Source organism: Rhodococcus sp. AZ1 (assembly GCF_054979605.1).
In genome coordinates this window covers 237185-262419 of record NZ_JBUEQF010000005.1, presented here as the reverse complement: position 1 = coordinate 262419, position 25235 = coordinate 237185, and the positions used below count along the sequence as shown (strand labels likewise).

At 68.6% G+C, this 25235-nt stretch carries 21 protein-coding genes and 1 tRNA gene; 16 read left to right on the top strand and 6 right to left on the bottom strand.

Annotated features, from left to right (window positions below; genetic code table 11):
* Window positions 1-156: 156 nt before the first annotated feature.
* The gene (locus ACY48E_RS08815; protein WP_462871765.1) at window positions 157-660 is read left to right on the top strand and encodes an endonuclease domain-containing protein; all 504 of its coding nucleotides are present in this window, start codon (window positions 157-159) and stop codon (window positions 658-660) included.
* A 65-nt stretch (window positions 661-725) separates the two neighbouring features.
* Here the strand turns inward: ACY48E_RS08815 and cmrA are convergent, their stop codons facing one another.
* Window positions 726-1532 (bottom strand): mycolate reductase, encoded by an 807-nt coding sequence (gene cmrA, locus ACY48E_RS08810; RefSeq protein WP_462871764.1) that lies wholly within the window; start codon window positions 1530-1532, stop codon window positions 726-728.
* Window positions 1533-1554: 22 nt separating this feature from the next.
* On the bottom strand, window positions 1555-3582 hold the full coding sequence (locus tag ACY48E_RS08805; protein ID WP_462871763.1) for an FAD-dependent oxidoreductase: 2028 nt from the start codon (window positions 3580-3582) through the stop codon (window positions 1555-1557).
* Window positions 3583-3634: 52 nt separating this feature from the next.
* Between ACY48E_RS08805 and ACY48E_RS08800 the strand changes: the two genes are divergently transcribed.
* Complete coding sequence (locus ACY48E_RS08800; RefSeq protein ID WP_462871762.1) at window positions 3635-4999, top strand: MFS transporter; 1365 nt, start codon at window positions 3635-3637, stop codon at window positions 4997-4999.
* 17 nt (window positions 5000-5016) lie between these two features.
* Here the strand turns inward: ACY48E_RS08800 and ACY48E_RS08795 are convergent, their stop codons facing one another.
* A complete protein-coding gene (locus ACY48E_RS08795) occupies window positions 5017-5643 on the bottom strand; it encodes a TetR family transcriptional regulator (protein ID WP_462871761.1) in 627 nt (208 codons plus the stop codon).
* 225 nt (window positions 5644-5868) lie between these two features.
* Between ACY48E_RS08795 and ACY48E_RS08790 the strand changes: the two genes are divergently transcribed.
* The 5 genes from ACY48E_RS08790 (at window position 5869) to ACY48E_RS08770 (ending at window position 9781) form a co-directional block, all read left to right on the top strand.
* Window positions 5869-6990, top strand: a complete 1122-nt coding sequence (locus ACY48E_RS08790) for a ferredoxin reductase (RefSeq protein WP_462871760.1) — start codon at window positions 5869-5871, stop codon at window positions 6988-6990.
* A 57-nt stretch (window positions 6991-7047) separates the two neighbouring features.
* Window positions 7048-8271 carry a fatty acid desaturase family protein gene (locus ACY48E_RS08785; protein WP_462871759.1) on the top strand — a complete coding sequence of 408 codons (1224 nt, stop codon included), beginning with the start codon at window positions 7048-7050 and terminating at the stop codon, window positions 8269-8271.
* A gap of 11 nt (window positions 8272-8282) precedes the next feature.
* The gene (locus ACY48E_RS08780; protein WP_462871758.1) at window positions 8283-8537 is read left to right on the top strand and encodes a hypothetical protein; all 255 of its coding nucleotides are present in this window, start codon (window positions 8283-8285) and stop codon (window positions 8535-8537) included.
* Window positions 8500-9156, top strand: a complete 657-nt coding sequence (locus ACY48E_RS08775) for a nucleoside/nucleotide kinase family protein (protein ID WP_462871757.1) — start codon at window positions 8500-8502, stop codon at window positions 9154-9156. The genes ACY48E_RS08780 and ACY48E_RS08775 overlap by 38 nt, the downstream gene beginning before the upstream one ends.
* 94 nt (window positions 9157-9250) lie before the next feature.
* The gene (locus ACY48E_RS08770; protein ID WP_462871818.1) at window positions 9251-9781 is read left to right on the top strand and encodes a TetR/AcrR family transcriptional regulator; all 531 of its coding nucleotides are present in this window, start codon (window positions 9251-9253) and stop codon (window positions 9779-9781) included.
* 64 nt (window positions 9782-9845) lie between these two features.
* On the opposite strand, the gene ACY48E_RS08765 is transcribed toward ACY48E_RS08770, so the two are convergent.
* Window positions 9846-9921, bottom strand: a tRNA-Arg gene (locus tag ACY48E_RS08765).
* A gap of 32 nt (window positions 9922-9953) precedes the next feature.
* Between ACY48E_RS08765 and ACY48E_RS08760 the strand changes: the two genes are divergently transcribed.
* From ACY48E_RS08760 to ACY48E_RS08725, 8 genes are all read left to right on the top strand, one after another.
* Window positions 9954-11993: a cytochrome c oxidase assembly protein gene (locus ACY48E_RS08760; RefSeq protein WP_462871756.1), complete on the top strand. Its 2040-nt coding sequence runs from the start codon at window positions 9954-9956 to the stop codon at window positions 11991-11993.
* Window positions 11993-13759: an ABC transporter ATP-binding protein gene (locus ACY48E_RS08755; protein ID WP_462871755.1), complete on the top strand. Its 1767-nt coding sequence runs from the start codon at window positions 11993-11995 to the stop codon at window positions 13757-13759. Before ACY48E_RS08760 ends, ACY48E_RS08755 begins: the two co-directional genes overlap by 1 nt.
* Window positions 13760-13931: 172 nt before the next feature.
* A complete protein-coding gene (locus ACY48E_RS08750; RefSeq protein WP_462871754.1) occupies window positions 13932-14435 on the top strand; it encodes a single-stranded DNA-binding protein in 504 nt (167 codons plus the stop codon).
* A 99-nt stretch (window positions 14436-14534) separates the two neighbouring features.
* Window positions 14535-16214 (top strand): energy-dependent translational throttle protein EttA, encoded by a 1680-nt coding sequence (gene ettA / locus ACY48E_RS08745; protein WP_462871753.1) that lies wholly within the window; start codon window positions 14535-14537, stop codon window positions 16212-16214.
* A 2-nt stretch (window positions 16215-16216) separates the two neighbouring features.
* On the top strand, window positions 16217-16663 hold the full coding sequence (locus ACY48E_RS08740) for an acyl-CoA thioesterase (RefSeq protein ID WP_462871752.1): 447 nt from the start codon (window positions 16217-16219) through the stop codon (window positions 16661-16663).
* 23 nt (window positions 16664-16686) lie between these two features.
* Window positions 16687-21444, top strand: coding sequence for an NAD-glutamate dehydrogenase (locus tag ACY48E_RS08735; protein ID WP_462871751.1), 4758 nt, complete (start codon window positions 16687-16689; stop codon window positions 21442-21444).
* Window positions 21441-21881 carry an acyl-CoA thioesterase gene (locus ACY48E_RS08730; RefSeq protein ID WP_462871750.1) on the top strand — a complete coding sequence of 147 codons (441 nt, stop codon included), beginning with the start codon at window positions 21441-21443 and terminating at the stop codon, window positions 21879-21881. The genes ACY48E_RS08735 and ACY48E_RS08730 overlap by 4 nt, the downstream gene beginning before the upstream one ends.
* A complete protein-coding gene (locus ACY48E_RS08725; protein ID WP_462871749.1) occupies window positions 21878-22561 on the top strand; it encodes a hypothetical protein in 684 nt (227 codons plus the stop codon). The genes ACY48E_RS08730 and ACY48E_RS08725 overlap by 4 nt, the downstream gene beginning before the upstream one ends.
* A 22-nt stretch (window positions 22562-22583) precedes the next feature.
* Here ACY48E_RS08725 and ACY48E_RS08720 read toward each other — a convergent pair whose 3' ends face one another.
* The gene (locus ACY48E_RS08720) at window positions 22584-24170 is read right to left on the bottom strand and encodes an alpha-amylase family glycosyl hydrolase (RefSeq protein WP_462871748.1); all 1587 of its coding nucleotides are present in this window, start codon (window positions 24168-24170) and stop codon (window positions 22584-22586) included.
* 141 nt (window positions 24171-24311) lie between these two features.
* Between ACY48E_RS08720 and ACY48E_RS08715 the strand changes: the two genes are divergently transcribed.
* Window positions 24312-24743, top strand: coding sequence for a cupin domain-containing protein (locus tag ACY48E_RS08715; protein ID WP_462871747.1), 432 nt, complete (start codon window positions 24312-24314; stop codon window positions 24741-24743).
* Window positions 24744-24773: 30 nt separating this feature from the next.
* On the opposite strand, the gene ACY48E_RS08710 is transcribed toward ACY48E_RS08715, so the two are convergent.
* Window positions 24774-25166, bottom strand: a complete 393-nt coding sequence (locus ACY48E_RS08710) for a globin (protein WP_462871746.1) — start codon at window positions 25164-25166, stop codon at window positions 24774-24776.
* Window positions 25167-25235 lie beyond the last annotated feature (69 nt).

Here is a 25235-nt window from a genome sequence, read left to right as displayed (position 1 = left end):
AGCCATGACACAGCAGCGTGGCTCTGGGGCCTGATCGACGACCCGCCTGCAACCGTTCATGCCACCGTGTCGAGAACGACCAGCACGCGGGCTCCAGGATGGGTGCAACTCCACCGCTGCGTCCGGACAGGCTCGGTGCCCTGGCGTGGGCTGTCGGTGATCCCAGCAGAGCAGTGTCTGCTCGACTGCGCCACCACCATGGATCGCGACGAGCTCGAGCGGATGGTCGACAGGGCTGTCGGCACACATGTCGACATGCGCGCCGTTGCTCGGCTGTGCGCTCGGGCGCGCAACAGGACGGGTATGTCCACGCTGCGAGCACAGCTTCGATCCTGCTGTCCGCGAACCTTGTCCGAGCCGGAGCGGCTCGTGGCCCGCGCGGTGACTGCGCGCGGTGTTCGGATGTCCGTCAACGCTCGTGTCGGGCGGTACTACGGAGACCTGGTCGACTATCGCGCACGGGTGGTGGTCGAAGTCGACGGTCGTGAGTTCCACAGCGATGCGGCTACGTTCACCCGAGACCGAGTCCGGCAGAACGAGCTGGTACTCGCCGGGTGGTTGGTGCTCCGGTATTCGGCCGCCCACGTGATGTCCAACCTCGACGCCGTTGCCGACGAGATTGCGGTGGTGGTGCGCAGGCGCCGACACTCTCGCAGCTGACTGCACCCGATCCGGCGTTCGGTGCGGGTTTCCGCGAATACCGCCGGATCGGGTGCAATCAGGTGCTACTGCTGACCGAGCTTCTTGTAGAACGAGCCGGCGATCGGCGCCGTGGCCGCGCGGGGGCCGTACTGGCCCAGCACCGACATCACCTTGCCGATGGGACCCGGCACCACACGCATCTTGTTGTCGGCGAGCGCATCGAGCGAGAGCTTGGCGGTGTAATCGCTGCCCACCCACAGGAAGTCGGGCACCATGCGATCCACGATCGAGGCGTCCGCGGGATCGGGTACCTCGGTGCGCACCGGGCCCGGGGCCAGCAGTGTCACGTGCACGCCGGCGTCCTTGACCTCCGCGCGCAGTGACTCGGAGAACGTGTTCACGAACGCCTTGGTGGCCGCGTACGTCGCGTTGTTCGGGATGGCCATGTTGCCCGCGGCCGACCCGACGTTGAGGATTCCACCCGACCGCCGCGCAATCATGCCCGGCAGCACCGCGAGGGCGAGATCGTGCACGGCGACGGCGTTGAGTTCGACCTGGGCGCGCTCGTAGGTGTGGTCGAGGTCGGCGACGGCCCCGAACGTTGCAATGCCGGCGTTGTTGCACAGGATGGTGATCGGGCGGCTCTCGAGCTCGGTCACCAGGGTTCGGCGCGCATCGCGATCGGAGAGGTCCATCACGCGGACCTCCACCTCGACGCCGTGCGCCGCGCTGAGCTTGGCGGCGAGCGCCTCGAGCAGGTCACCTCGGCGCGCCACGATGATCAGCGAGTACCCCCGGGCAGCGAGTTCGGTGGCCAGAGCTTCGCCGATGCCGGAGGAGGCCCCGGTGACGACGGCGCGGGAATCGGGAGTCGGAACAGGCAGGCTCACGCCCGATACGATACGGGTGCCTTCACACCCGCGCCGCGAGGAGGGTGCCCTGCTCGATCGCCCGCTTGGCGTCGAGTTCACCCGCCCGGTCGGCCCCACCGATCACATCGGTGGCGATGCCCGCGGCCCGCAACCCGTCGACGAGGTCGCGCACCGATTCCTGCCCGGCGCACAGCACCACCGAGTCGACGGCCAAGGTGCGGGTGCGAGTTCGCCCTATGCCGATGTGCAGCCCGTCGTCGTCGATGCGGTGGTAGCTCACCCCGGACAGCTGCTCGACACCCTTGGCCTTCATCGACGCCCGATGGACCCACCCGGTCGTCTTGCCGAGCCCGGCGCCCACCCGGCCGGTGCTGCGCTGGAGCAGGTAGACGGTGCGCGGGGAGGCGGGTACCTGCGGATCGGTGAGGGCGCCGACGGCATCCTCCTTCTCCGTCACCCCCCACCGCCGACGCCACTGCTCGATGTCCGGGTGGGCGGCAGGGCCGCTGGTGAGGAACTCCGAGACATCGACCCCGATGCCGCCCGCCCCGATGATCGCCACCGTGTGGCCGACCGGTACGAGCCCACGGACGGCGTCGGCGTAGGTGATCACGCTCGGGTGATCGATGCCGGGGATGGCCGGAATTCGCGGGGTGACACCGGTGGCGACGACGACGCGATCGAAACCCCCACCGACCAGGTCGGGCACCGTCACTCGCCGCCCGAGCCGCAGGTCGACGCCCGCGCGGGCCAGAGCGGAGCCGTAGTAGCGCACCGTCTCGGCGAATTCCTCCTTGCCGGGGATGCGGGCGGCGATGGAGAACTGCCCACCGATCTCGCGCCGCTCCTCGAACAGTGTCACCGCGTGACCGCGTTCTGCCAGGCCCAGCGCCGCGGACAGTCCGGCGGGCCCGGCGCCGACCACGGCCACCCGTCGCGATGCGCGCGTGGGGGACAGGATCAGCTCGGTTTCGCGGCCCGCGCGCGGGTTGAGCAGGCAGGAGGCCTTCTTGTGCACGAAGACGTGGTCGAGGCAGGCCTGGTTGCACGCGATGCAGGTGTTGATCTCGTCGCGTCGCCCCGCGGCGGCCTTGACCGTCCAGAAGGGGTCGGCGAGCATCGGGCGCGCCATCGACACGAGCGCGACGTCGCCGCCCTCGAGTATTTCCTCGGCGAGCTCGGGCATGTTGATCCGGTTCGACGCCGCGACGGGTATCGAGACCTCACGGGCGATGCGTTCGGCGAAGGAGACGAAGGCCCCGCGCGGGACCGACGTGGCGATGGTCGGCACCCGCGACTCGTGCCAGCCGACGCCGGAGTTGATCATCGTGGCGCCCGCGGACTCGAGTTCGCGGGCCAGTGCGACGGTGTCGTCCCAGCTCTGGCCGTCCTCGACGAGGTCGGCGAGCGAGAGTCGGAACGAGATGACGAAGTTCTCACCCGTCGCGGCGCGGATCCTGCGGACGATCTCCACGGCCAGCCGTCGTCGTCCCTCCGCGGAGCCGCCCCAGCGGTCGGTGCGCCTGTTGGTGCGAGGAGAGAGGAACTGGTTGATCAGGTAGCCCTCGCCGCCCATCACCTCGACCCCGTCGTACCCGGCTCGCTGGGCGAGCACCGCGCACCGTACGAACGCGTCGATCTGTCGTCGAACCCCGCGGTCGGAGAGAGCGCGAGCGCGGAAGGGTGTGATGGGAGCCTTGGTTGCCGATGCGGACACACTCAGCGGGTGGTATGCGTAGCGGCCCGCGTGCAGGATCTGCATCACGATCGCCGCTCCCTCGGCATGCACGGCGTCGGTGATGCGTCGATGTCGTCGCGCTTCGAGTCCGGTGGTGAGCTTGCCGGCGAACGGCAGCAACCAGCCCCTCCGGTTGGGCGCGTAGCCGCCGGTGACGATGAGCGCGACGCCACCGCGGGCACGTTCGGCGAAGTACGCGGCGAGTTTGCCGGTGTCGAACGCGCGATCCTCGAGGCCGGTGTGCATCGAGCCCATGACCACGCGGTTGCGCAGGGTGATCGGACCCAGGTTCAGCGGCGAGAGCAGGATCGGATACGGCGAGTCGGTCATGGTCGAGAAATGTGTCACAGATCCGTCGTGCGTGGGACGTAGGCTCTCCAGCATGTCCCACCCCGGCATGTCCCAGCCCGGCACTCCTGTCTCCGGCACCACGCATGCGAGTGTGGGTGTTGCCACCACCACACGCCAGGTCGCTGCCTGGGGGTTCTGGGACTGGGGATCGTCGGCGTTCAACGCGGTGATCCTGACGTTCGTGTTCTCGGTGTACCTCACCGACGCGGTCGGCGACGACCTTCCCGGCGCAATCTCGGCGAGCACCTGGTTCTCCTGGTCGGTGGGCCTGTCCGGGGTGGTGATCGCGGTGCTCGCGCCCATCTCGGGTCGACGGTCGGACGGATCCGGTCGCCGCAAGCGCTCGCTGCTGTTGCTGACCGCCGGGACCGTCGCGTCGATGGCGCTGCTGTTCTTCGTCCGCGACGATTACCACTACCTGTGGCTGGGTCTGGTGTTGCTGGCGGTGGGCACGATCGCCTTCGAGCTCGCGCAGGTGCCCTACACGGCGATGCTGCGTCAGGTCTCCACGCCGGACAACATCGGCCGGGTCTCCGGATTCGGTTGGGCGATGGGATATTTCGGCGGCATCGTGCTGCTGCTGACGTCGTACGTGGGGTTCATCGCCGGGGACGGCGACACCCGCGGGCTGCTGTCGGTCAGCACCGACGAAGGTCTGAACATCCGGCTGGTCGCGCTGCTGGCCGCAGTGTGGTTCGCCGCCTTCGCGATCCCGGTGTTCCTGGCCGTACCGGAGCTGCCTGCCACGGCCACGGCCGAACCGTCGCGCGGCATTCGGGCCGGCTACCGCGATCTGTGGAACGACCTGCGCGAGCTGTGGGACACCGACCGCCGCACCGTCTACTTCCTGATCTCGAGTGCGCTCTTTCGCGACGGTCTCGCCGGGGTGTTCACCTTCGGTGCGGTGTTGGCGGTGTCGGTGTACGGGATCAGCAGCTCCGACGTCCTGCTGTTCGGAGTGGCCGCGAACGTGGTGGCCGCGATCGGGGCCATCGCCGCCGGCCGCGTCGACGATCGGGTGGGTCCGAAGACCGTGATCGTGTGGTCGCTGAGCCTGATGATCGTGGCGGGTCTGGCGCTGCTGGTGGTGTCGGGTCCGGTGATGTTCTGGATCTTCGGGCTGATGCTGTGCGTGTTCGTCGGGCCGGCGCAGTCATCGGCGCGCACGTTCCTCACCCGCATCACCCCGCCGGGGCGCGAGGGGCAGATGTTCGGGCTGTACGCCACCGTCGGCCGGGCCGCGTCGTTCCTCGCGCCGAGCCTGTTCGGGCTGTTCGTCTTCCTCTTCGATGCCGATCGCGCAGGCATCATGGGCATCGTGTTGGTGCTGGCCCTGGGGCTCGCGGCGCTCGTTCGGGTGGCTGCGCCCGAGGGGGATCTCGCCCGCACCGAGTGAGACGGTCTGCGCGCAGATCAGCGCGAGGACGGCTTCCAGACCGACATGCCGAGCAGGATCAATCGCAGTTGCCGCTCGGCGCGTGAGATGACCGCGGCCTCGGCGTCGCTGCCCGGACGGGCCACGTCGAGCAGGTCCGCGACGGTGGCCAGCATGGTCGTCACGATCAGACCGGCCGCCATCTCGAGATCCTCGATCGGCCACTCCGTCAGCCCCGGCGTACGCGAGAGGTCGATGGTCAGTTCGCTGGCGAACAGTCGCAGTTCGGTGTCGATGGCGCGGCGTACCTCGGCGACGCCGCCGTCGCGCTCGCGGACGAGGAAACGAAATCGATCGACGTTGCTGCGGAGCTGACGGACCAGGATCGCCAGTGAGTCGCCGGCGTTGTTGATCGAAGGGGTTCGGCGCGCTTCGCGGAGCATGTGGCGCAGGGCGCGCATCGAGTCCTCTACGGCAGCGACGCCGAGGTCCTCCATGGACGCGAAGTGGCGGTAGAAGGCGGTCGGGACGAGTCCGGCGGCACGGGCGACCTCGCGGAGGCTGACGCTGGCGAAGCTGCGGTCGGCGGCCATCTCGAGCGTGACATCGATGAGGGACTGCCGAGTGCGCTCCTTGCGCTCTGCCCGGCTGACGGTATCGGCCACCTGGACAGTGTACGTCTGTGCTCGCTGTCGTCCCTGCACACGGGCCTCCTCCGGCCTGGTCGGTGTCGACGCGTTGTTCGGTTACATGCGCGCTCGCTGTTCGAAGACGGTCCTGGCCGACCGCGGGGTGAATGTGACGGGCATCTCTGGACGTGTCGCGCACAAATGGGTGTACGGTTGTGCACTGAAAGGTGATCACACGTCAACTCGACTCGGAGGTCGTCCATGGCACTGACAAGTCCACCCCGCCCCGCCGGTCGGCTGGCTCGCCTGATCGAGCTCGTCGAGACGATGACCGCTCCCCACCCGGTCGACACCTACCTCGAACTCGTCGACCCGATGCTGTCGCTGACCGACCTGCGCGCGGAGATCACCGCCGTCGACCGTCTCACCGACGACACCGTGACCCTCGAACTGCGGCCGTCTGCCCGCTGGCGAGGCTTCCGCGCAGGACAGTTCGTGCAGGTGGGAGTGGTGGTGAACGGAGTTCGTCACACGCGGTGCTTCTCCCCGGCCAACTCCGAGCACCGACGCGACGGCCGTATCGAACTGACCATCAAGGCTCATCGCTCCGGCGTCGTCGGCGGGCATCTGCGCCGGAACGCCGCCCCGGGACAGATCGTCTCGATCTCCCCTGCGGTCGGCACCTTCGTCCTCCCGCAGCCGCGCCCGCGGGACATCGTGCTGATCTCCGGAGGCAGCGGGATCACCCCGGTGATGTCGATGCTGCGCACGCTGGTCGACGAGACGCACACCGGTCGCATCGCTTTTCTGCACTACGCGTGCACTGAAAAGGACGTCGCGTACGGTGCCGAGCTGGCCGGTATTGCCGCCCGTGTCGACAACATCGACGTTCGCGTGGTCGCCACGGGAAGAACCGCCTCGCCGGCAGCGCCGGGTGAGCTACGCGGCCACTTCTCTGCCGAGCACCTCGACGCCGTCGCGCCGTGGGTCGACGGTGCACAGACGTACCTGTGCGGTCCACCTTCGCTGACAGCGGCCGTGCGGTCGGAGTTCGACCGTCGGGGCATGGCCGACACAGTGCACGTCGAGGCGTTCGGGCTACCCACCACAGCGGTCGACGCCGACGAGACGACCGGGTCGGTCACCTTCTCCGCGTCCGCGACCACCGTGGACAACTCCGGCGACACCCTGCTCGAGCAGGCCGAGTCGGCGGGCCTGACCCCGCAGTTCGGCTGCCGTATGGGCATCTGCCACACCTGCACCGCCACCAAGAAGCTCGGACGCACCCGCAACGTGCTGACCGGAGAGGTCGACGACCAACCGGACACCGCGATCCAGCCGTGCGTGAGCGTTGCCGTCGGCGACGTCGACCTCGAGCTCTGACCTTCCCCGACCACTTCCCGCCGTCTCACCGACCGCACCCACCACTAGGAGACCACCATGTTCGGCCTGCCTCTTCCCGGCCTGTCGCCGCTTCCGCTCCTGTCGTCACTGCCCCTGATCGGTCCCGCCCTCGTGCGCGGCCACACACGGCAGACCCCCGCCGCCACCCGTCCGACCCCGGTTCTCACCCGCGATCAGGTCGAGCAGCTCGGCAAGGCGCTCGACGAGTTGCGCGCACGCACCGTCGCCGAGCTCGGCGAGGCCGACCGCGACTACATCTACCGGATCATCGCTGCTCAGCGCGGGTTCGAGGTGGCCGGGCGACTGCTGATGTACGTGCCGTTCATTCCGCCGCTGTGGCTCGCCGGTGTCGGCGCGCTGGGCGTGTCGAAGATCCTCGACAACATGGAGATCGGCCACAACGTCATGCACGGCCAGTACGACTGGATGCGTGAGCCGAATCTGAACTCACGCACCTTCGAGTGGGACACCGCCTGCCCGGCGGACCAGTGGCGCCACTCCCACAACTACATGCACCACACCTACACCAACATCCTCGGCATGGACCGCGACATCGGCTACGGCGTGCTGCGGATGGATCGCGCGCAGAAGTGGAACCCGTACTACCTGGGCAACCCCGTGTGGGCCTTCGCGCTGATGATGCTGTTCGAATGGGGCGTCATGGCCCATGATCTCGAGGCGGAGAAGGTCATCGCGGGCGAGCGGTCCTGGGCCGAGGTCAAGCCGCTGATCAAGAGCTGGTGGCGCAAGGCCGGTCGTCAGGTGCTCAAGGACTACGTGGTCTTCCCGGCCCTGACCGGTCCGTTCTTCCTGTCCACGCTGATCGGCAACGCTTCCGCCAACGTCATCCGCAACATCTGGGCGTTCTCGATCATCTTCTGCGGGCACTTCCCCACAGGCGTGCAGACCTTCACCGAGGACGAGACCGCGCAGGAGACCCGTGGCGAGTGGTACGTCCGTCAGATGCTCGGATCGGCCAACATCGACGGCTCGGAGCTGTTCCACATCATGTCCGGCAACCTCTCGCACCAGATCGAGCACCACCTCTTCCCGGACGTGCCCGCCCACCGTTACCCCGAGATGGCGCCGGAGGTCAGGGCCCTGTGCGAGGAGTACGGGCTGCCCTACAACACCGGGGGGTTCTGGCACCAGATCGGCTCGGTGTGGGGCAAGATCTTCAGGTACGCGCTGCCCAACCGCTTCACCGGCGACGACGCCGAGATCGGCGTGATCATCGAGCGGACCCACACGGCAGCCTGAGAGGAACGGCCATGAGTGGTGGTGATGTGCCCGCGGGGTCAGGTCGATTCGAACGGACCAAGGACACGGTCCAGGAGATCACCGAGTCGACGGCCACCCATGTGGGCCGCATCGCGATGATCATCGCCGGGGCCGTCCGGGACGTCACCCGCGAGGTCGGTGACCTGATCACCGACGGCATCGAGATGCGTGAGGCCTCCACGCGTGCGAAGAGGCTCGCAGAGCGAGATGCCGATCCCGAGATTGCCGAGAGCCCCGATCGCTGACGTCGATCCGACAACGGTCGAGCAGGCCGTGGACGCTGCCCGTCGACTCGCTGGTGCGGGTCGACGGGCTGTTCTCGGTCTGGTGGGTCCTCCCGGTGCGGGCAAGAGCACGCTCGCGGCAGCGCTGGCTAACGCGCTGCCCGCCGTGGTGGTGGCGATGGACGGGTTCCACCTCGACGACTCCGAGCTGCGGCGTCTGGGTCGCCTGGATCGCAAGGGTGCGCCGGACACCTTCGACGTCGCCGGGTATCGCTGCCTGCTCGAACGGCTGCGCATCGACGCCGACGAGGTGGTCTACGCGCCGCGGTTCGACCGGGAGCGGGAACTGTCCGTCGGGTCCGCCGTCCCCGTCGATCGCTCGGTGCACCTGGTGATCACGGAGGGCAACTATCTGCTCCACGACGGCGACGGCTGGTCGGCCATCGCGCCCCTGCTCGATCAGGCGTGGTACCTCGACGTCGACGAGGACGTACGCACGTCACGACTGGTGGCACGCCATCGCTCGTTCGGTCGCAGCGCCGACGACGCCGCCCGGTGGGTCGACCGCGTCGACACCCCCAACGCCCGCCTCGTCTCCCGGACCGCCGAGCGCGCCGATCGCATCATCCGGCTGCGCTGAGGGGGAGACTGTGCGCGACGTCGCGCAGCCCGTGCCCGGGCCCCTCCACATCGCAATAGTTAGTATCGCGACATCGAGAGGGTTCGATCTGGAGATGGTGATGAGTAAGCGACCGGCGCGAGCGAGCGAGTTGCTCGAAGGAGCGATGCGTGCGTTCGCGCGTGGCGGCTACTCGGGCACCTCGACGACGGAGATCGCGAAGGAGATCGGGGTCTCTCAGCCGTATATCGTCAGCGCGTTCGGCGGCAAGGAGTCGCTCTTCATCGAAACCCACCGCCATGCCGGCGACAAGATCCTCGCGGCCTTCGCCTCCGCCGCGGCACCGTCCTTCGATCCGGCGGCGCTCGGTAGGGCGTACCGCACCCTCGTCCTGGAGGAGCCCGACGCGCTCCGGATGTACAACCATGGCTTCGCCGCCGCCCATCACCCGGCGATCGGCGTCGAGGTGCGGCGGCTGTTCGCGGAGATTTATCACATGCTCGCCGGCCTCGGCGCCGACCCGGTTCGCATCAGGGAGTTCATGGGTCGCGGGTTCGTCATCAACACCGTGCTGGCGATGGACCTGCCGCAGCATGCGGCGGAGCTCGGCCTCGGCGAGTTCCTCGGGGCCGTTCTGGAAATGTGACGTGCGCCGTCCGGCCGCCCCTCGAGCTTCGCAGGCGCACACCGGCCGGAGGTCGGCAGTGTGGTGGTGCCCCCGGCAGGATTCGAACCTGCGACCAAGGGATTAGAAGGCCCTTGCTCTATCCCCTGAGCTACGGAGGCCTGTGCGGCGGCAGAAGTCTACCCTGGTCAGCATGGTGACCAGCGCAGCTACCCCTCCGGTGGCGGGTTTGGCGGTACCCCCCTCCCGCCGCGGTACCGGTACCGCGGCAGTACTGGTGAGCGTCGGTGTGATCGCCGGTGTCGGGGCCGCGCTCGTCGTGTCGCTGTCGGCGTCGCAGGCTCTGGTACTGCTCGGAATCCCGGACCCCGGCCCGATCACCACCTACGGCGTGCCGGTCCTGCGGGCGGTCGGTGAGATCGCGGCGGTCATCGCGGTGGGGTCGATCCTGCTCGCAGCCTTCCTTGTTCCCCCGCAGGAGAACGGGGTTCTCGACGTCGACGGCTATCGGGCGCTGCGCTCGGCCTCGGTGGCCGCGGCGGTGTGGGCGGTGTGCGCGGCGCTGCTGGTGCCCCTCACCCTCGCCGACACCTCCGGCCAGCCCCTGTCGGTGGTCTTGCGGCCCGAGAACCTGTGGTCCGGCATTGCGCAGGTGGAACTCGCCGACGCGTGGCGGTGGACGGCCATCATCGCTGCCGTCACCGCCGTGGGCGCGCGCGCGGTGCTTCGATGGCGGTGGACCCCGCTGCTGCTCCTGGTCTCCATCCTGAGCCTGATGCCGCTGGCCGTCACCGGGCACTCGTCGGCCGGCGGTGCCCACGATCTGGCCACCAACAGCCTCGCGATCCACCTGGTCGCGGCGTCGCTGTGGGCGGGTGGGTTGTTCGCGCTGCTGGCCCATGCCCGACGGCGCGGCGCCCACACCGACGTCGCCGCCCGACGGTTCTCCGCGGTGGCCCTGGTGACGTTCGTGGCGATGGGGGCGAGCGGGATCATCAACGCTGCCGTCCGCGTCGGTCTTGCGGACCTGCTGACCACCACCTACGGGCGGCTGATCCTGGCGAAGACCGCCGCGCTGGTGATCCTCGGTGTGCTCGGCGCCGTCCATCGGCGGCGCTCGCTGCCCGCGCTGCGTGCGGACAACACCTCGCGGGCAGTGTTGGTTCGATTCGCCGGTGTGGAAGCGCTGGTCTTCGGAGCCACGGTCGGTCTGGCGGTCGGTCTCTCCCGCACGCCGCCGCCGGCCCCTGCCAACCTCGATCTGAGCATCACCGAGGTCGAACTCGGCTACAACCTGTCGGGACCACCCACCTTCTGGACCCTGATGACCGAGTGGCGTTTCGACCTCATCTTCGGCACTCTCGCGCTGGTTCTCGCGGCGCTGTACCTGGTCGGTGTGCGGCGGCTGCGTGTGCGCGGCGATTCGTGGCCGCTGGGCCGGACCGTGGCGTGGTTGCTCGGGTGCCTGGCGCTGTTGCTGGCAACGTCGTCGGGCATCGGTCGTTACTCCACGGCGATGTTCAGCGTGCACATGATCGGCCACATGATGCTCTCGATGCTCGCGCCGGTACTGCTCGCTCTCGGTGGTGCGGTGACCCTCGCGCTGCGGGTGTTCAAACCCGCCGGGCGGGGAGGGATACCCGGGCCGCGGGAGTGGCTGCTGGCCGCTCTGCACAGCTCGTTCTCGAAGTTCATCACGCATCCGCTCGTGGCCTCGGCGCTGTTCGTCGGCGGCTTCTACGCCCTCTACCTCGGTGGGATCTACGACAACGTGGTGGGCAGCCACGTTGCGCACGTGCTGATGAACCTGCACTTCCTGGCCAGCGGATACCTGTTCTACTGGGTGGTCATCGGCGTCGATCCCGCCCCGCGTGCGCTCACCCCGCCGGTCAAGCTCGCCATGGTGTTCGGGTCGCTGCCCTTCCACGCCTTCTTCGGTGTGACGCTGATGAGCACCGACACCGTGATGGGCGAGCGGTTCTTCCGAGGGCTCGCCCTGCCGTGGAACACCGATCTGCTCGCCGATCAGAAGCTCGGCGGCGGCATCGCCTGGGCCACCGGTGAGATCCCACTGGTTCTGGTGATGCTGGCGTTGCTGGTGCAGTGGTCCAGGGCCGACCGCAAGGCCGGTGTGCGCCTCGACCGCGCCGCCGAGCGTGACGACGACGCGGCCCTGGCCGCTCACAACGCCATGTTCGCCGAGCTGGCGCGCCGGGACGGCGTCGGCCGCTGATGGAGGTCACGCCGCCACGCGACCCGGCGCCCCTGGGTCGCGTGGTCGCGTTGTTCGCCCCGCATCGTGCGCGGGTGGGGTTGGTCAGCGTCATCATCGTGGTGAGCGCCATCGTCGCCCTGGGCTCGCCGCTGCTGCTGCGGGAGATGCTCGATCACGCGATCCCCGACGCCAACGTCGCCCTCGTCCTCGTCCTCGCGGGGTCGATGATCGCCATCGCCGTGGTCACGAGCGTGCTGGGCGTGGCGGTGTCGTGGTTGTCGAACTCCATCGGCCAGGCGCTCATGCACCGTCTGCGTGTCGATGTCTACACCCATCTGCAGCGGCAGTCGCTGGGGTTCTTCGCTCGCACGCGAACCGGGGACGTGCAGTCGCGTATCGCCAACGACATCGGCTCCATGCAGTCGGTGGTCACCAACACCGCCACCTCGATCGCTCAGAACGCGACCACGGTGGCCGCCACCGTGGTCGCACTCTTCCTTCTGGACTGGCGGTTGGCCCTGTTCTCGCTGGCGATCCTGCCGGTGTTCGTGCGCGTGTCCCGTCGGATCGGCGACGAGCGACGACGCATCTCCGTCGAGCGCCAGCAGTTGCTGAGCGAGCTGTCGGTGCAGGTGGAGGAATCGCTGTCGGTGAGCGGGATCCTGCTGAGCAAGACCACCGGCGCCTCCCGAGCGCTGGTGCACAGATTCTCGGCGGTCTCGGCCGAGGTGGCCGACGTGGAACTGCGCTCGCTGATGGCCGGTAAGTGGCGGATGGCCACGGTCTCGATCACCTTCGCCGCGATGCCGGCGCTGGTCTACGGGTTCGCGGGCATCACCATCGGAAACGGTAACTCCATCACCGTGGGCACCCTCGTGGCATTCACCACGCTGCAGGCGCAGATGTTCCGCCCCACGGTGGCACTGCTCAACACCGGTGTGGAGGTGCAGAGTTCGCTGGCACTGTTCGGCCGCGTCTTCGAGTACCTCGATCTGCCCGTCGACGTCGACGATCCCGTCGCGGCACATCACATGCCGCGAGTGCGCGGTGAGTTGGCGTTCCGGGACGTGGGCTTCCGGTACCCCGGCGCCACCGCCGACACCCTGCACGGCATCGACGTGAGCATCCCGGCCGGACACACGATGGCCCTGGTCGGCGAAACGGGTTCCGGCAAGACCACTCTCGGCTACCTCGCGGCCCGCCTGTACGACCCGACCGCGGGCGCGGTGACCATCGACGGGGTCGATCTGCGGCAGATGACGTTGGCGGACGTCGCGGCCGCGGTCGGGGTGGTCTCGCAGGAGACGTACCTCTTCCACGACACCGTGCGCGAGAACCTGCGCTTCGCCCGACCGGAGGCGACGGACGCCGAGATCGTCGACGCCGCACGTACCGCCCAGATCCACGACGTGATCGCCGGCCTCGACGCGGGGTACGACACGGTGGTGGGCGAGCGGGGGTTCCGGTTCTCGGGCGGGGAGAAGCAGCGAATCGCCATCGCGCGCACCGTGCTTCGCAATCCGCCGATCCTGGTTCTCGACGAGGCCACCAGCGCTCTGGACAATGCCACCGAGCGGGCGCTGCAGCAGGCTCTGGACTCCCTCATGACCGGGCGAACCACTGTGGTTGTCGCACATCGTCTCTCGACCGTTCGGCACGCCGACCTCATCGTGGTGCTCGACCGTGGGCGCATCGTCGAGTCCGGCAGTCACGAGGCTCTGGTGGCCGCGCACGGGCGCTACGCGGCGTTGCTCGACGCGTCGTTGGCGTCCGAATCGGCCTGACGGCCCCGCAGTGATGCACACGCCGCGGGCGCGCGCAAGGGCCTGTGGATCGGCGAACCGTCCTGTCCACAGCGGGGATCGGGCTTCGGAGCCGGTGTCGCCGCGGGGGAGTAGTTCTTGCCTCGAGCGGGTCGACACCGGGTCGCGCCCGCCGGAACGAGACGAGGCACAGATGTACGAGTCCTACATGACCGTGGTGGGTACCGTGATCACCGATCCCATCAAGCGCTCCACCCCCAGCGGCGACGCGGTGCTGAGCTTCCGTATCGCGTCGAATTCGCGGCGTTTCGATCGCGAACTCGACGACTGGGTCGACGCCGGCACGCTCTACGCGACGGTCAGTTGCTGGCGCAAACTGGTCTCCGGGGTCGGGTTCTCGCTGATGAAGGGCGACCCGGTGATCGTGCACGGCGTCGCGCGCACCAACGAGTACGTCACCAAGGACAACATCTCGCGGGCGGATCTGGAACTGCGGGCCACCGCGGTCGGTCCCGACCTCTCGCGCTGCGTCGCCTCGATCGACCGTCCGCGGCTGCGCGCGGCCGTCGAGCCGACCGACGCTGGGTCGGGATCGGCCGACCTCGACCAGCGGGTCGAAGGGCTCGGGGTCGACGGGCTCGGGGTCGACGGGCTCGGGGTGGACGAGGTCGAGATCGCGGAGGGTGCACCGGTGTGACCGGTGGCGGTCGGGGCGCTGCCCGGGCGTTGTCGGGGGGTGCCCGCTCGCCCCGGTAGACTCGCCCCGACCGAGCCTGCGCCGATTCGAGAGGGACTCGTGGCCGAATTCATCTACACCATGAAGAAGGTGCGCAAGGCGCACGGCGACAAAGTGATTCTCGACGACGTCACGATGAGCTTCCTGCCGGGAGCGAAGATCGGCGTGGTCGGGCCCAACGGCGCCGGTAAGTCCTCGATCCTGAAGATCATGGCCGGGATCGATCAGCCGGGCAACGGCGAGGCGTTCCTCGCGCAGGGCGCCACCGTCGGCATCCTCATGCAGGAGCCCGAGCTCGACGAGAACAAGACGGTCCGGGAGAACGTCGAGGACGGCCTCGGCGAGACCATGGTGCAGCTCAAGCGGTACAACGAGATCGCCGAACTGATGGCCACCGACTACTCCGATGCGCTGATGGAGGAAATGGGTGAGCTGCAGGAGAAGCTGGACCACGCCGATGCGTGGGAGGTCGATTCCCAGCTCGAGCAGGCCATGGACGCGCTGCGCTGCCCGCCGCCGGACGAGGGCGTCACCCACCTCTCCGGTGGCGAGAAGCGACGCGTCGCGCTGTGCAAGCTGCTGCTGAGCAAGCCCGATCTGCTTCTGCTGGACGAGCCCACGAACCACCTCGATGCGGAGTCGGTGCTGTGGCTCGAACAGCACCTGGCCTCCTACTCCGGCGCGATCCTGGCCGTCACCCACGACCGGTACTTCCTCGACCACGTCGCGCAGTGGATCTGTGAGGTCGACCGTGGTCGGCTCTACCCCTACGAGGGCAACTACTCGACGTACCTGGAGAAGAAGGCCGAACGCCTCGAGGTGCAGGGCAAGAAGGATCAGAAGCTGCAGAAGCGCCTCAAGGACGAGCTCGCCTGGGTGCGTTCGGGTGCCAAGGCGCGTCAGGCCAAGAACAAGGCACGCCTGGACCGCTACGACGAGATGGTCACCGAGGCGGAGAAGACCCGCAAGCTCGATTTCGACGAGATCCAGATCCCCACGCCGCCGCGCCTGGGCGACGTGGTGGTCGAGGTCAAGAACCTCGACAAGGGATTCGACGGGCGGGTGCTGATCAAGGACCTGTCGTTCACTCTGCCGCGCAACGGCATCGTCGGTGTGATCGGCCCCAACGGCGTCGGAAAGACCACGCTGTTCAAGACCATCGTCGGGCTCGAGGAGCCGGACGGCGGTGAGGTGCGGATCGGTCAGACCGTCAAGCTCAGCTACGTCGATCAGAACCGAAGCGGTATCGACCCGAAGAAGACGGTGTGGGAGACGGTCTCCGACGGGCTCGACTTCATCACCGTCGGCACGCAGGAGTTCCCCTCGCGCGCCTACATCAGCTCGTTCGGGTTCAAGGGTCACGATCAGCAGAAGCCGGCCGGGGTGCTCTCCGGCGGCGAGCGCAACCGTCTGAACCTGGCGATGACGCTCAAGCAGGGCGGCAATCTGATCCTGCTCGACGAGCCCACCAACGACCTCGACGTCGAAACCCTCGGCTCGCTCGAGAATGCGCTCGAGGAGTTCCCCGGCTGTGCTGTGGTGATCTCGCACGATCGTTGGTTCCTCGATCGCACCTGCACCCACATCCTGGCCTGGGAGGGTGGATTCGGCGACAACGAGGCCGCCTGGTACTGGTTCGAGGGCAACTTCGAGGGCTACGAGAAGAACAAGGTCGAGCGGCTCGGCCCCGATGCCGCCCGCCCGCACCGCGTCACGCACCGCAAGCTCACGCGGGACTGAGCGTGGCGGGCAAGGTGTTCACCTCGACCATCGCCGTGCGGTGGGGCGACTCCGATCGGCTCGGGCACGTCAACAACGTGCAATTCGCCGAGTACGCGCAGGAGGCGCGTGTGCAGTTCCTCATGAGTCTGTACACCGAGGCCGAACTCGACGCCGCCCGCACCGGGACAACCCTCGGATCGACCGGCGCGTCGGTGATGCGCACGCTCGACATCGAGTTCCTGCTCCCCATCACCGACGCGTCGGGTCCGATCGAGGTCGACACCTCGGTGACCCGGGTGGGCAACTCGTCGGTGGCATTGGCTCAGGAGTTCCGAGACGTGGCGGGCCGGGTGTGCGCACGGGTGCAGTCGGTCATGGTCGGTTTCGAACCGGCCACCGAATCGTCGCGCCCATGGACAGAGGTGGAACGGCGTATGTTCTCGAGCTACGTTCCCGCGTCGGCCTGACGGGCGCGGCTACCCTCGAGCCCATGCGCGTGTCCGAGGTATCCGTTCTGCCCGCAGTCGCCTCCGCGATCCCCGAGACGGTCGGGTCCCGCACCCGAACTGCGATCCTCGACGACCTGAGCGCCCTCTCCGCCGACCGCGTGCCGGGCACCGCCCGGATCGCCGTCCGCCGCCCCGACCGCGACGGATTCGCCGCCGTGCAGGTGGTGACCGACGACATGATGGGTCTGGTCGACGCGGTGACCGCCCTGATGGGAGCCCTGCACGCCGACGTGGTCGATCTCGTTCACCCGGTTGTCGAGGTGGTGCGCGCAGGCCGGGGCGCACCGATCGAGGTGGCAGCTGCCGGTGCCCGGGGCGGTTCGCCGGAATCGTGGATCCACATCGCCCTGCGGACCGGGACGCCCGCCGCCGTGTTCGACGCGATCGAAACTGAACTGCCGACGGTGCTCGGGCTCGTGCGCCGCGTCGACGGGGACGCCGACGCCATGTCACGGGCCCGCGAAGGGGTTGCCGCCACCGTGGCCGACCCGGACGTCGCGGCGTTGCTGCGGTGGCTGTCGGCGGAGAGGTTCCGGCTCCTCGGCTACCGCTGCCGAGGTGCCGGCGTGCACCCGTCGGCGCTCGGGATCGACCGCGACACGCCCACCGACGGCGGCCGGAGCCCCGACAGCGAGGGTTCCGGCAGCGAGGGTTCCGGCAGCGAGGCCACCTTCGAACTCGAGCAGACACCGCTGGCCACGCAGGTCCTGCGGACGCGGGTGCCGTACGTACTCGTCGTTCGTGAGCGCGGGACCGACGGCGTCGCCGGTCTCGAACACCGCTTCACCGGACTGTTCACCGACGCGGCACTGACCACCGATGTCATGAGCGTCCCGGTGGCGGGGGAGCGGGTGCGGGCCGCCATCATCGGCGCCGGTCACACCCTCGACTCCCACACCGGCATGTCGATGGCCACGACCGCACGCGCCTTCCCCCTGCCGGAGCTGCTCTCGGTGGATTCGGCGGCTCTCGGCGCGGCCCTCGCAGCGGTCGATGCGCTGGGGGTTCGGCGCGAGGTCGTGCTGTTCCTGCGCCCGGACCCGGAGGGCCGCTACGTCTCGGCCATCGTGTTCCTCCCGCGCGGGGGCTACAGCACCCGAGTGGTCGATCGGGCCGGCGAGATCCTGCGTGAGGCCTACGGCGGTGAGAGCGTCGACGTGGCCGCCCGCGTCTCGGAGAGCCCGGTGGCGTCGGTGTCGTTCGTGATCCGACTCCACCAGCCGCGCCCCGGCGAGCTGGACACCTCGGAGGCGATGCGCGGGCGCCTGCAGGCGTCGATCGCCGCGGCGACGCGCACGTGGGAGGACGGTCTGCTCGAGGAGGCCCAGCGCAGCGCCGGTTCGGTGGAGGAGCTGATGAGCTCGGCCGAGTCCCTGCCCGACTCGTACAAGGAGGATTTCGGGGCACAGCGGGCGGTGGCCGACCTCGCGCGGGTGCGCTCGATGACGGCGGGGACCGTTGACACGGTGCTCTATCGTGCGGCGGGCGATCCCGTCGAGCGGTGGCGATTCTCGCTCTACGCCACCGGTGTGGAGATCTCGCTCGGTCAGGTGCTCCCGGTGCTGCAGAGCTTCGGCGTGCAGGTCATCGACGAGCGGCCCTACGAACTGCCTCTTCCCGGCGGCGGGATGTGCCGCCTCTACGATTTCGGGTTGCTGGTGACCCCGGATGTTCTCGCCGGCTCGGTGGCCGAGCAGGTTGCGCAGGAGTTGCTCGGTGCCGAGATCACCGGTCCGGGTCCGGGCGCACGCCGGGTCACCGACGCGTTCGAGGCGCTCTGGCGCGGTGAGGCCGAGGCGGACCGGTTCAACGAACTGATCCTGCGGGCGGGGCTGCACTGGCGCGAGGTGCTGGTGCTGCGGGCGTACGCGAAGTTCCTGCGCCAGGCGGGGTTCACCTACAGCCAGCACACCATCGAGTCGGTGCTCATCGCCGACCCGCGAGCGGCCGGGCTGCTCGCAACACTGTTCGCCGCGCTGTTCGATCCGGACGCCGCCGACGCGCGGCGCGCCGCCGACTGCGACGCCGAACTGGTCGCGATTCTCGATCGGGTGGTCAGCCTCGACACCGATCGCATTCTGCGCGCCCTGCTGTCGTTGGTGCGTGCGACGGTGCGCACCAACCACTACGTGCTGGTGGACGGTTCGCCGCGACCGATGCTCTCGCTCAAGCTCGATTCGCGCCGCATCGAGGAAATCCCGGATCCACGACCGTATTTCGAGATCTTCGTCTACTCCCCGCGGCTCGAGGGTGTGCACCTGCGGTTCGGGCCCATCGCCCGCGGTGGGCTGCGATGGTCCGATCGCCGCGAGGATTTCCGCACCGAGGTTCTGGGATTGGCCAAGGCGCAGATGGTCAAGAACGCCGTCATCGTGCCCGTCGGCGCCAAGGGAGGGTTTGTGGTGAAGAACTCGCCGCAGCCCACCGGCGACGCGGGCGTCGACCGTGCCGCCGCCTTCGCCGAGGGGCAGGAGTGCTACCGATGGTTCGTGCGGGGCCTGCTCGATGTCACCGACAACCTCGACCGTGCCACCGGTGCCGTGCTCGCGCCTGCACGCGTCGTGCGCCGCGACGGCGACGACACCTATCTCGTGGTGGCCGCCGACAAGGGCACCGCGTCGTTCTCCGACATTGCGAATTCCGTTGCGGCCGAATACGACTTCTGGCTCGGCGATGCGTTCGCCTCGGGCGGTTCGGTGGGCTACGACCACAAGGCCATGGGCATCACGGCTCGCGGGGCGTGGGTGAGCGTGACCCGGCACTTCCGCGAACTGGGCCTGGACCCGGCCGTCGACGAGATCACGGTGGTCGGTGTCGGCGACATGAGCGGCGACGTCTTCGGCAACGGGATGCTGCTCAGCGATCGGTTGAAGGTGGTGGCCGCCTTCGATCACCGGCACATCTTCCTCGACCCGGACCCGGATCCGGCGCGTTCGTTCGCCGAGCGGACGCGCATGTTCGCGTTGCCGCGGTCGTCGTGGGCCGACTACGACGCCTCGGTGATCAGCGCGGGCGGTGGGGTGTGGGAGCGCACGCGCAAGTCGATCCCGGTGAGCTCCCGGGCGCGTGAGGTGCTCGGTATCGACAGCGACGCGGGGGCGCAGGAGACGATCGAGCTGTCCCCGGACGCGATGATCACCGCGATCCTGCTGGCACCGGCCGACCTGCTGTGGAACGGAGGCATCGGCACCTACGTCAAGGCCAGGTCCGAAGCCCACGCCGACGTGGGGGACAAGGCCAACGACGCGGTGCGGGTCGACGCAGCCGATCTGCGCGTGCGCGTGGTCGGTGAGGGCGGCAACCTCGGGCTCACCCAGGCCGGCCGGATCGAGTTCGCCCGCGCGGGCGGGCGCATCAACACCGACGCCGTCGACAACTCCGCCGGAGTGGACTGCTCCGACCACGAGGTCAACATCAAGATCCTCCTCGACACCGCGGTTGCCGCGGGCGAGCTGAGCGTCGGCGAGCGCGGGGAGCTGTTGGCGTCGATGACCGACGAGGTTGCCGCACTGGTGTTGGCGGACAACACCGCTCAGAACGAGGTTTTGGGCACCTCCCGCGCCGACGCGGTGGATCTGATGAACGTGCACGCACGGTTGATGACGGATCTGGTGGAGCGGGTGGGCCTGGACCGCAAGCTCGAGGCGCTGCCGTCGAAACACGAGGCGGCTCGCCGCATCAAGTACCAGGAGGGGCTCAGCTCGCCCGAGCTGGCCACGGTGATGGCGCACGTGAAGCTGGCGCTCGAGCACGATCTGGCCGAGACCGACCTCCCGGATTCGGACTCGTTCGTCGGTGAGGTCACCGAGTACTTCCCGGTGCCGCTGCGGGAGCGGTTCGGATCGTTCATCGCCGCCCATCCGCTGCGTCGGGCGATCGTTGCGACCTCACTGGCCAACCGGGTGATCGATCAGGCCGGCATCACCTACGCGTTCCGCCTCGGCGAGGACTCCGGTGTCACTGCAACCGACGCGGTGCGCGCCTTCACGGCCACGACGGCCATCTTCGGTCTGCCGACGGCGTGGCAGACGATCGCCTCGACCGAGATGCCCACGGCGGCATCCGATCTGCTGGTGCTCGAATCGCGTCGGCTCCTCGATCGCGGATCGCGCTGGCTCCTGGCCAACCGCCCGCAGCCGGTGGCGGTACGGGCCGAGATCGCCCGGTTCGGCGAGCGCATCGCCCGCCTCGAACCGCAGGTGCCGGGGTGGCTGGGCAGCCGCCGCATCGAGCGGGCCGCGCTGCGGGCGCGCTCGGCCATCGACGCCGGCGCGCCGGTGGACCTGGCACTGCGGGTACACGGGCTGCTCGACCGCTTCTGCCTGCTCGACATCATCGAGGCCGCGGACATGAGCGATCATCGGGACGCCGAGGTGGCCGAACTGTACTTCCGACTCGACGATCTTCTGGGCGTCGACCGGCTCCTGACTGCGGTGTCGCGTCTCGAACGCGGCGATCGCTGGCATTCGCTCGCGCGGCTGGCGTTGCGCGACGACCTGTACGCGTCGCTGCGCGCTCTGACCCTCGACGTCCTCCACGGTGGCGAGCCCGGCGAGAGCGCGAGCGAGATGATCGAGGACTGGGAGAGCAGCAACTCCTCACGGCTGCGTCGGGCGCGAACGATCCTCGCCGACATCGACGCCGAGCCCGACCTCGATCTGGCGACGCTGTCGGTCGCCGCGGGTCAGGTGCGAAGTATGGTGCGGGTCACGGGTACTCGATCGGAAGGATCGCCATGACGGCCTCGGGGAACGACCGCGTCGGATTCCACACACCGGTCACGGTGCGGTGGTCGGACATGGACGTCTACCACCACATCAATCACGCGCGAATGGTGACGATTCTCGAGGAGGCCCGTATCCCGTGGTTGCTGGCCGACGGGCGGCCCACGGTGACCCTGCGCAACAGCGCGGTCATCGCCGATCTGCACGTGCGTTATCGCGGTCAGCTTCGTCACTCCGACGCGCCCCTGGACGTGTTCATGTGGACCGAGAAGTTGCGCGCAGTGGACTTCACGATCGGCTACGAGGTGCGCGGGCGCGGCGTCCCGATGACCGAGCCGCCCGCCATCTCCGCGACCACCCAGGTGGCGGCGTTCGACATCGACACCCAGCGCCTGCGTCGGCTCAGCGATGCCGAGCGTGACTACCTGGCGAGCTGGTTGCCGAACTCGTGACCTCCGGATCGGATGAACGCGTGCTCTCCCTGCGATCACCCGCCGATCGCGACGACCTGGCCACCTTCCTCGGCCGCGCCCTGCGCCTCGATCCCGCGGTGGTGGTGCGACTGCGCGAGCGGGGGGACGACCGGGTCGAAGTGTGGACCACGACGGGGTTCGACGTACTCGCCACCCGTGTGCTTCTCGGCCGGGTGAGCCCGACCGACGCCACGGCTGCAGCCGACGCGCTGCTCGCCGACGCCACGCGGGAGTCGACGGGTAGCAGTGCCGGGCCGGGTCACCGGGTCGGACTGGGATACAGCGTGGACTCGTCGTGGCGGGCGTTTCTGCCCCCGACAGACGGGTTCGAGCACGTCGACGACGTTCCGGTGGCCGTGGTGGCCGACCTGGCTCGTCGCGGGGCCGACCTGGCGTCCGCGGCCGGATCGCGTCACGGACCGCCGGCGTCGCTTCTGGATCAGTCGGTGATCGAGGTCAGCGGCGACTCCGGGACGGGGACGGTCGCGGTTCCGATGAGGATGGTGCTGGCTCTGACGGCCATGGCGTTCGCGCCCGAGTCCGACGGGGACGTGGTGCGGGTGCGCGCCACTCGCACCTGGGTTCGGCTCGACGCCCGATTCGGATCGGTTGCCCGCGCTCGGGGTGCGGGCCTGTCGCTGTCGGTGCAGCCCCGCTGATTCGAGGCCATCCATACGGCTGTCACACCATCCACACGGCACTGTTCGGGCCGAGTTGGCCGTCGACCACCGGGCTGCTGGCCAGGAGCACCGCGCCCGGGGGCAGGGCGATGGGTCGGTTGGTGGTGTTGAGCGCGCAGATCAGCCCGCCGCGGGTGCGGTAGGCCAGGCAGCCAGGCGGGCTGCCGTACCAGTCGAGGCGCGAGGAATCGAATTCAGGTCGGTGCGAGCGCATCTCGATGGCCGAGCGGTAGAGGTTCAGAATGGATCCGATGTCCTCGAGTTGATTCTCGACCGTGCGGTCCACCCAGTCCGGTGGGATCGGGAGCCAGGTGGTGGGAGCTGGTCCGAACCCGAACGGTGGGGTTCGACCCTCCCAGGGCAGCGGCACCCGTGCCCCGTCGCGGCCACGGTCGGTGTGTCCTGAGCGCTCCCATATCGGGTCCTGCAGCGCCCACTCCGGAAGGTCGACGTTCGGTAGGCCCAGTTCGGCTCCGTTGTAGATGAAGACGACCCCGGGCAGTCCCAGTAGGAACAGCGCCATCGCCCGTGCCCGTGCCAGCCCCACTGCGCCGTCGCCGTACCGGGTGACCTCGCGAACCAGATCGTGGTTGGACAGGGTCCACGCCGGCGCTCCGCCCACGTCGGTGATCGAGGCGAAGGCAGTGTCGACGGCATCGCGCAGGGCGCTCGCATCGAACGGTGTCGTGGCCAGTCGGTGGTCGATGCACAGCATCAACTCGTCCGGGCGCAGATATCGGCCGATACGCTCGCCCTCGTGCACTCGGATCTCACCGATCGTGACGGCGTCCGGGTACTCGTCGACGATCCGTCGAATCCACTGGTGGATCCGGTGGACGGCGGGCTGGTCGAACCGGGGGTCTTGCCGGGTGGGGTCGGCGTCGGGGAGGTCGGCGGGTTTGGCCATCGCGTCGGCGAGGATGATCCGGAGCCCGTCGACACCGCGGTTCAACCAGAATCGGACGGTCCGCGCGAGGTCGTCGGCAACATCGGGGTTGTCCCAGTTCAGATCGGGTTGCTCGCGGGCGAACAGGTGCAGGTACCACTGCCCCGCCGTCCCGTCCGCGTCGATCACTCTGGTCCACGCGGGACCACCGAACATGCTGACCCAGTTGTTCGGTGGGTCGCCGCCGCCTCTGCCGTCGCGGAAGATGTAGCGGGCGCGCTCGGTGCTGCCCGGTGCCGACCGCAGCGCTGCTCGGAACCACTCGTGCTGATCGCTGGTGTGGTTCGGGATCAGATCCACGGCCACGCGGATCGAACGCGAGTGGGCTTCGGCGACGAGGGCGTCGAACACCTCGAGCGAGCCGAGGATCGGATCGATCTCGCGTGGATCGGCGACGTCGAAACCGTGGTCGACCATCGGTGATCGCATGATCGGTCCGAGCGAGACCGCGTTCACCCCGAGCAGTTCCAGGTAGCCGAGTTTCTCGCGTACGCCACCGAGATCGCCCACCCCGTCACCGTTCGAGTCGGCGAACGAGCGTGGATGGATCTGATAGAAGACGGCATGTCGCCACCACGATCGGGGCTCGGCGTCGCTGGACGGCGGTTCGGTGAATCCGGGTTCCGCCGCAGACGAGGTCATAAGCGACATAGTGCCAAATCCGGGTGTTCGGGCACCGGTGACGGATCCCGACGTGCAGCGGCTTGTACACCGTTGCCTACCAAAATCCGGTTTCGTCGTGTACTTTCAGCACAGGACCCATGGAAAAGTAAAGGAAAGCCTGTGACCAGTCTTGCTTTCGAGTCGGTTCGCCTCGACGATGTAGTTCTCACCGATGCCCCCATCGAGCCGTCGTGGATCGTCGCCGGCTCCCCTGTGGCCCGCAGTGGTCAGTGGTCGCAGTCTCTCGACAACAGCACCTCCACATGGGTGTGGGACTGCACCGCAGGAACCTTCAACTGGTACTTCCGCTGGGACGAGACCATCCAGATCATCGAGGGTGAGGTGGAGGTGACCGGGGAGAACGGCGAGGTCCGCGTCCTTCGCCCCGGCGACGCCGCGCTGTTCCGCGCCGGCACCTGGGCGCAGTGGCACATCCCGAACTACGTGCGCAAGCACGCCATCCTTCGCCCGCACCTGCCGCGCTCGCTGTGGTTCGTCTACCGCATCCTCAACAAGTTCTCCACGCGTCGCGCGCCCAGCTCGCTGGGCTGAACCGTCCCACGCACAGCGGCGAGCAAATCCTCACAGCGGTGAGTTGACCATCGACGCTGCCGCCATCTCCATGTAGTCCACCAGCATCTTCCGGTGCTCGGGACCCATAGTGGCGTCGTCGATGGAGTCGATCGCGGTGTGCATACAGCGCAACCAGGCGTCCCGTTCGAGCGGCCCGATCCGGTACGGGGAGTGCCTCATTCGTAGCCGCGGGTGGCCGCGCTCGTCGGAATAGGTGCGCGGTCCCCCCCAGTACTGCTCGAGGAACATGCGCATCCGCCGTTCGGCCGGACCGAGGTCCGCCTCGGGGTAGAGCGGTCGCACCACCTCGTCCTTGGCCACCTCCTCGTAGAAGCGCGCGGTCAGAGCGGCGAACGTCGACGCGCCGCCCACGGCGTCGTAGAAGCTCGTCTCGGTCGACATGCACTCCACCCTACGACGCGCAGGAGCCCGAGCCGGATCCGCCGGGTGATACCCGACGTTCACCACGGC

Bases quoted from the DNA above. Each gene is read 5' to 3' on its own strand.
- ACY48E_RS08805 (WP_462871763.1), bottom strand. From the start codon at position 3,582: ATGACCGACTCGCCGTATCCGATCCTGCTCTCGCCGCTGAACCTGGGT.
- ACY48E_RS08800 (WP_462871762.1), top strand. From the start codon at position 3,635: ATGTCCCACCCCGGCATGTCCCAGCCCGGCACTCCTGTCTCCGGCACC.
- ACY48E_RS08790 (WP_462871760.1), top strand. From the start codon at position 5,869: ATGGCACTGACAAGTCCACCCCGCCCCGCCGGTCGGCTGGCTCGCCTG.
- ACY48E_RS08785 (WP_462871759.1), top strand. From the start codon at position 7,048: ATGTTCGGCCTGCCTCTTCCCGGCCTGTCGCCGCTTCCGCTCCTGTCG.
- ACY48E_RS08780 (WP_462871758.1), top strand. From the start codon at position 8,283: ATGAGTGGTGGTGATGTGCCCGCGGGGTCAGGTCGATTCGAACGGACC.
- ACY48E_RS08775 (WP_462871757.1), top strand. From the start codon at position 8,500: ATGCCGATCCCGAGATTGCCGAGAGCCCCGATCGCTGACGTCGATCCG.
- ACY48E_RS08770 (WP_462871818.1), top strand. From the start codon at position 9,251: ATGGTGATGAGTAAGCGACCGGCGCGAGCGAGCGAGTTGCTCGAAGGA.
- ACY48E_RS08760 (WP_462871756.1), top strand. From the start codon at position 9,954: ATGGTGACCAGCGCAGCTACCCCTCCGGTGGCGGGTTTGGCGGTACCC.
- ACY48E_RS08755 (WP_462871755.1), top strand. From the start codon at position 11,993: ATGGAGGTCACGCCGCCACGCGACCCGGCGCCCCTGGGTCGCGTGGTC.
- ACY48E_RS08750 (WP_462871754.1), top strand. From the start codon at position 13,932: ATGTACGAGTCCTACATGACCGTGGTGGGTACCGTGATCACCGATCCC.
- ACY48E_RS08735 (WP_462871751.1), top strand. From the start codon at position 16,687: ATGCGCGTGTCCGAGGTATCCGTTCTGCCCGCAGTCGCCTCCGCGATC.
- ACY48E_RS08730 (WP_462871750.1), top strand. From the start codon at position 21,441: ATGACGGCCTCGGGGAACGACCGCGTCGGATTCCACACACCGGTCACG.
- ACY48E_RS08720 (WP_462871748.1), bottom strand. From the start codon at position 24,170: ATGACCTCGTCTGCGGCGGAACCCGGATTCACCGAACCGCCGTCCAGC.
- ACY48E_RS08710 (WP_462871746.1), bottom strand. From the start codon at position 25,166: ATGTCGACCGAGACGAGCTTCTACGACGCCGTGGGCGGCGCGTCGACG.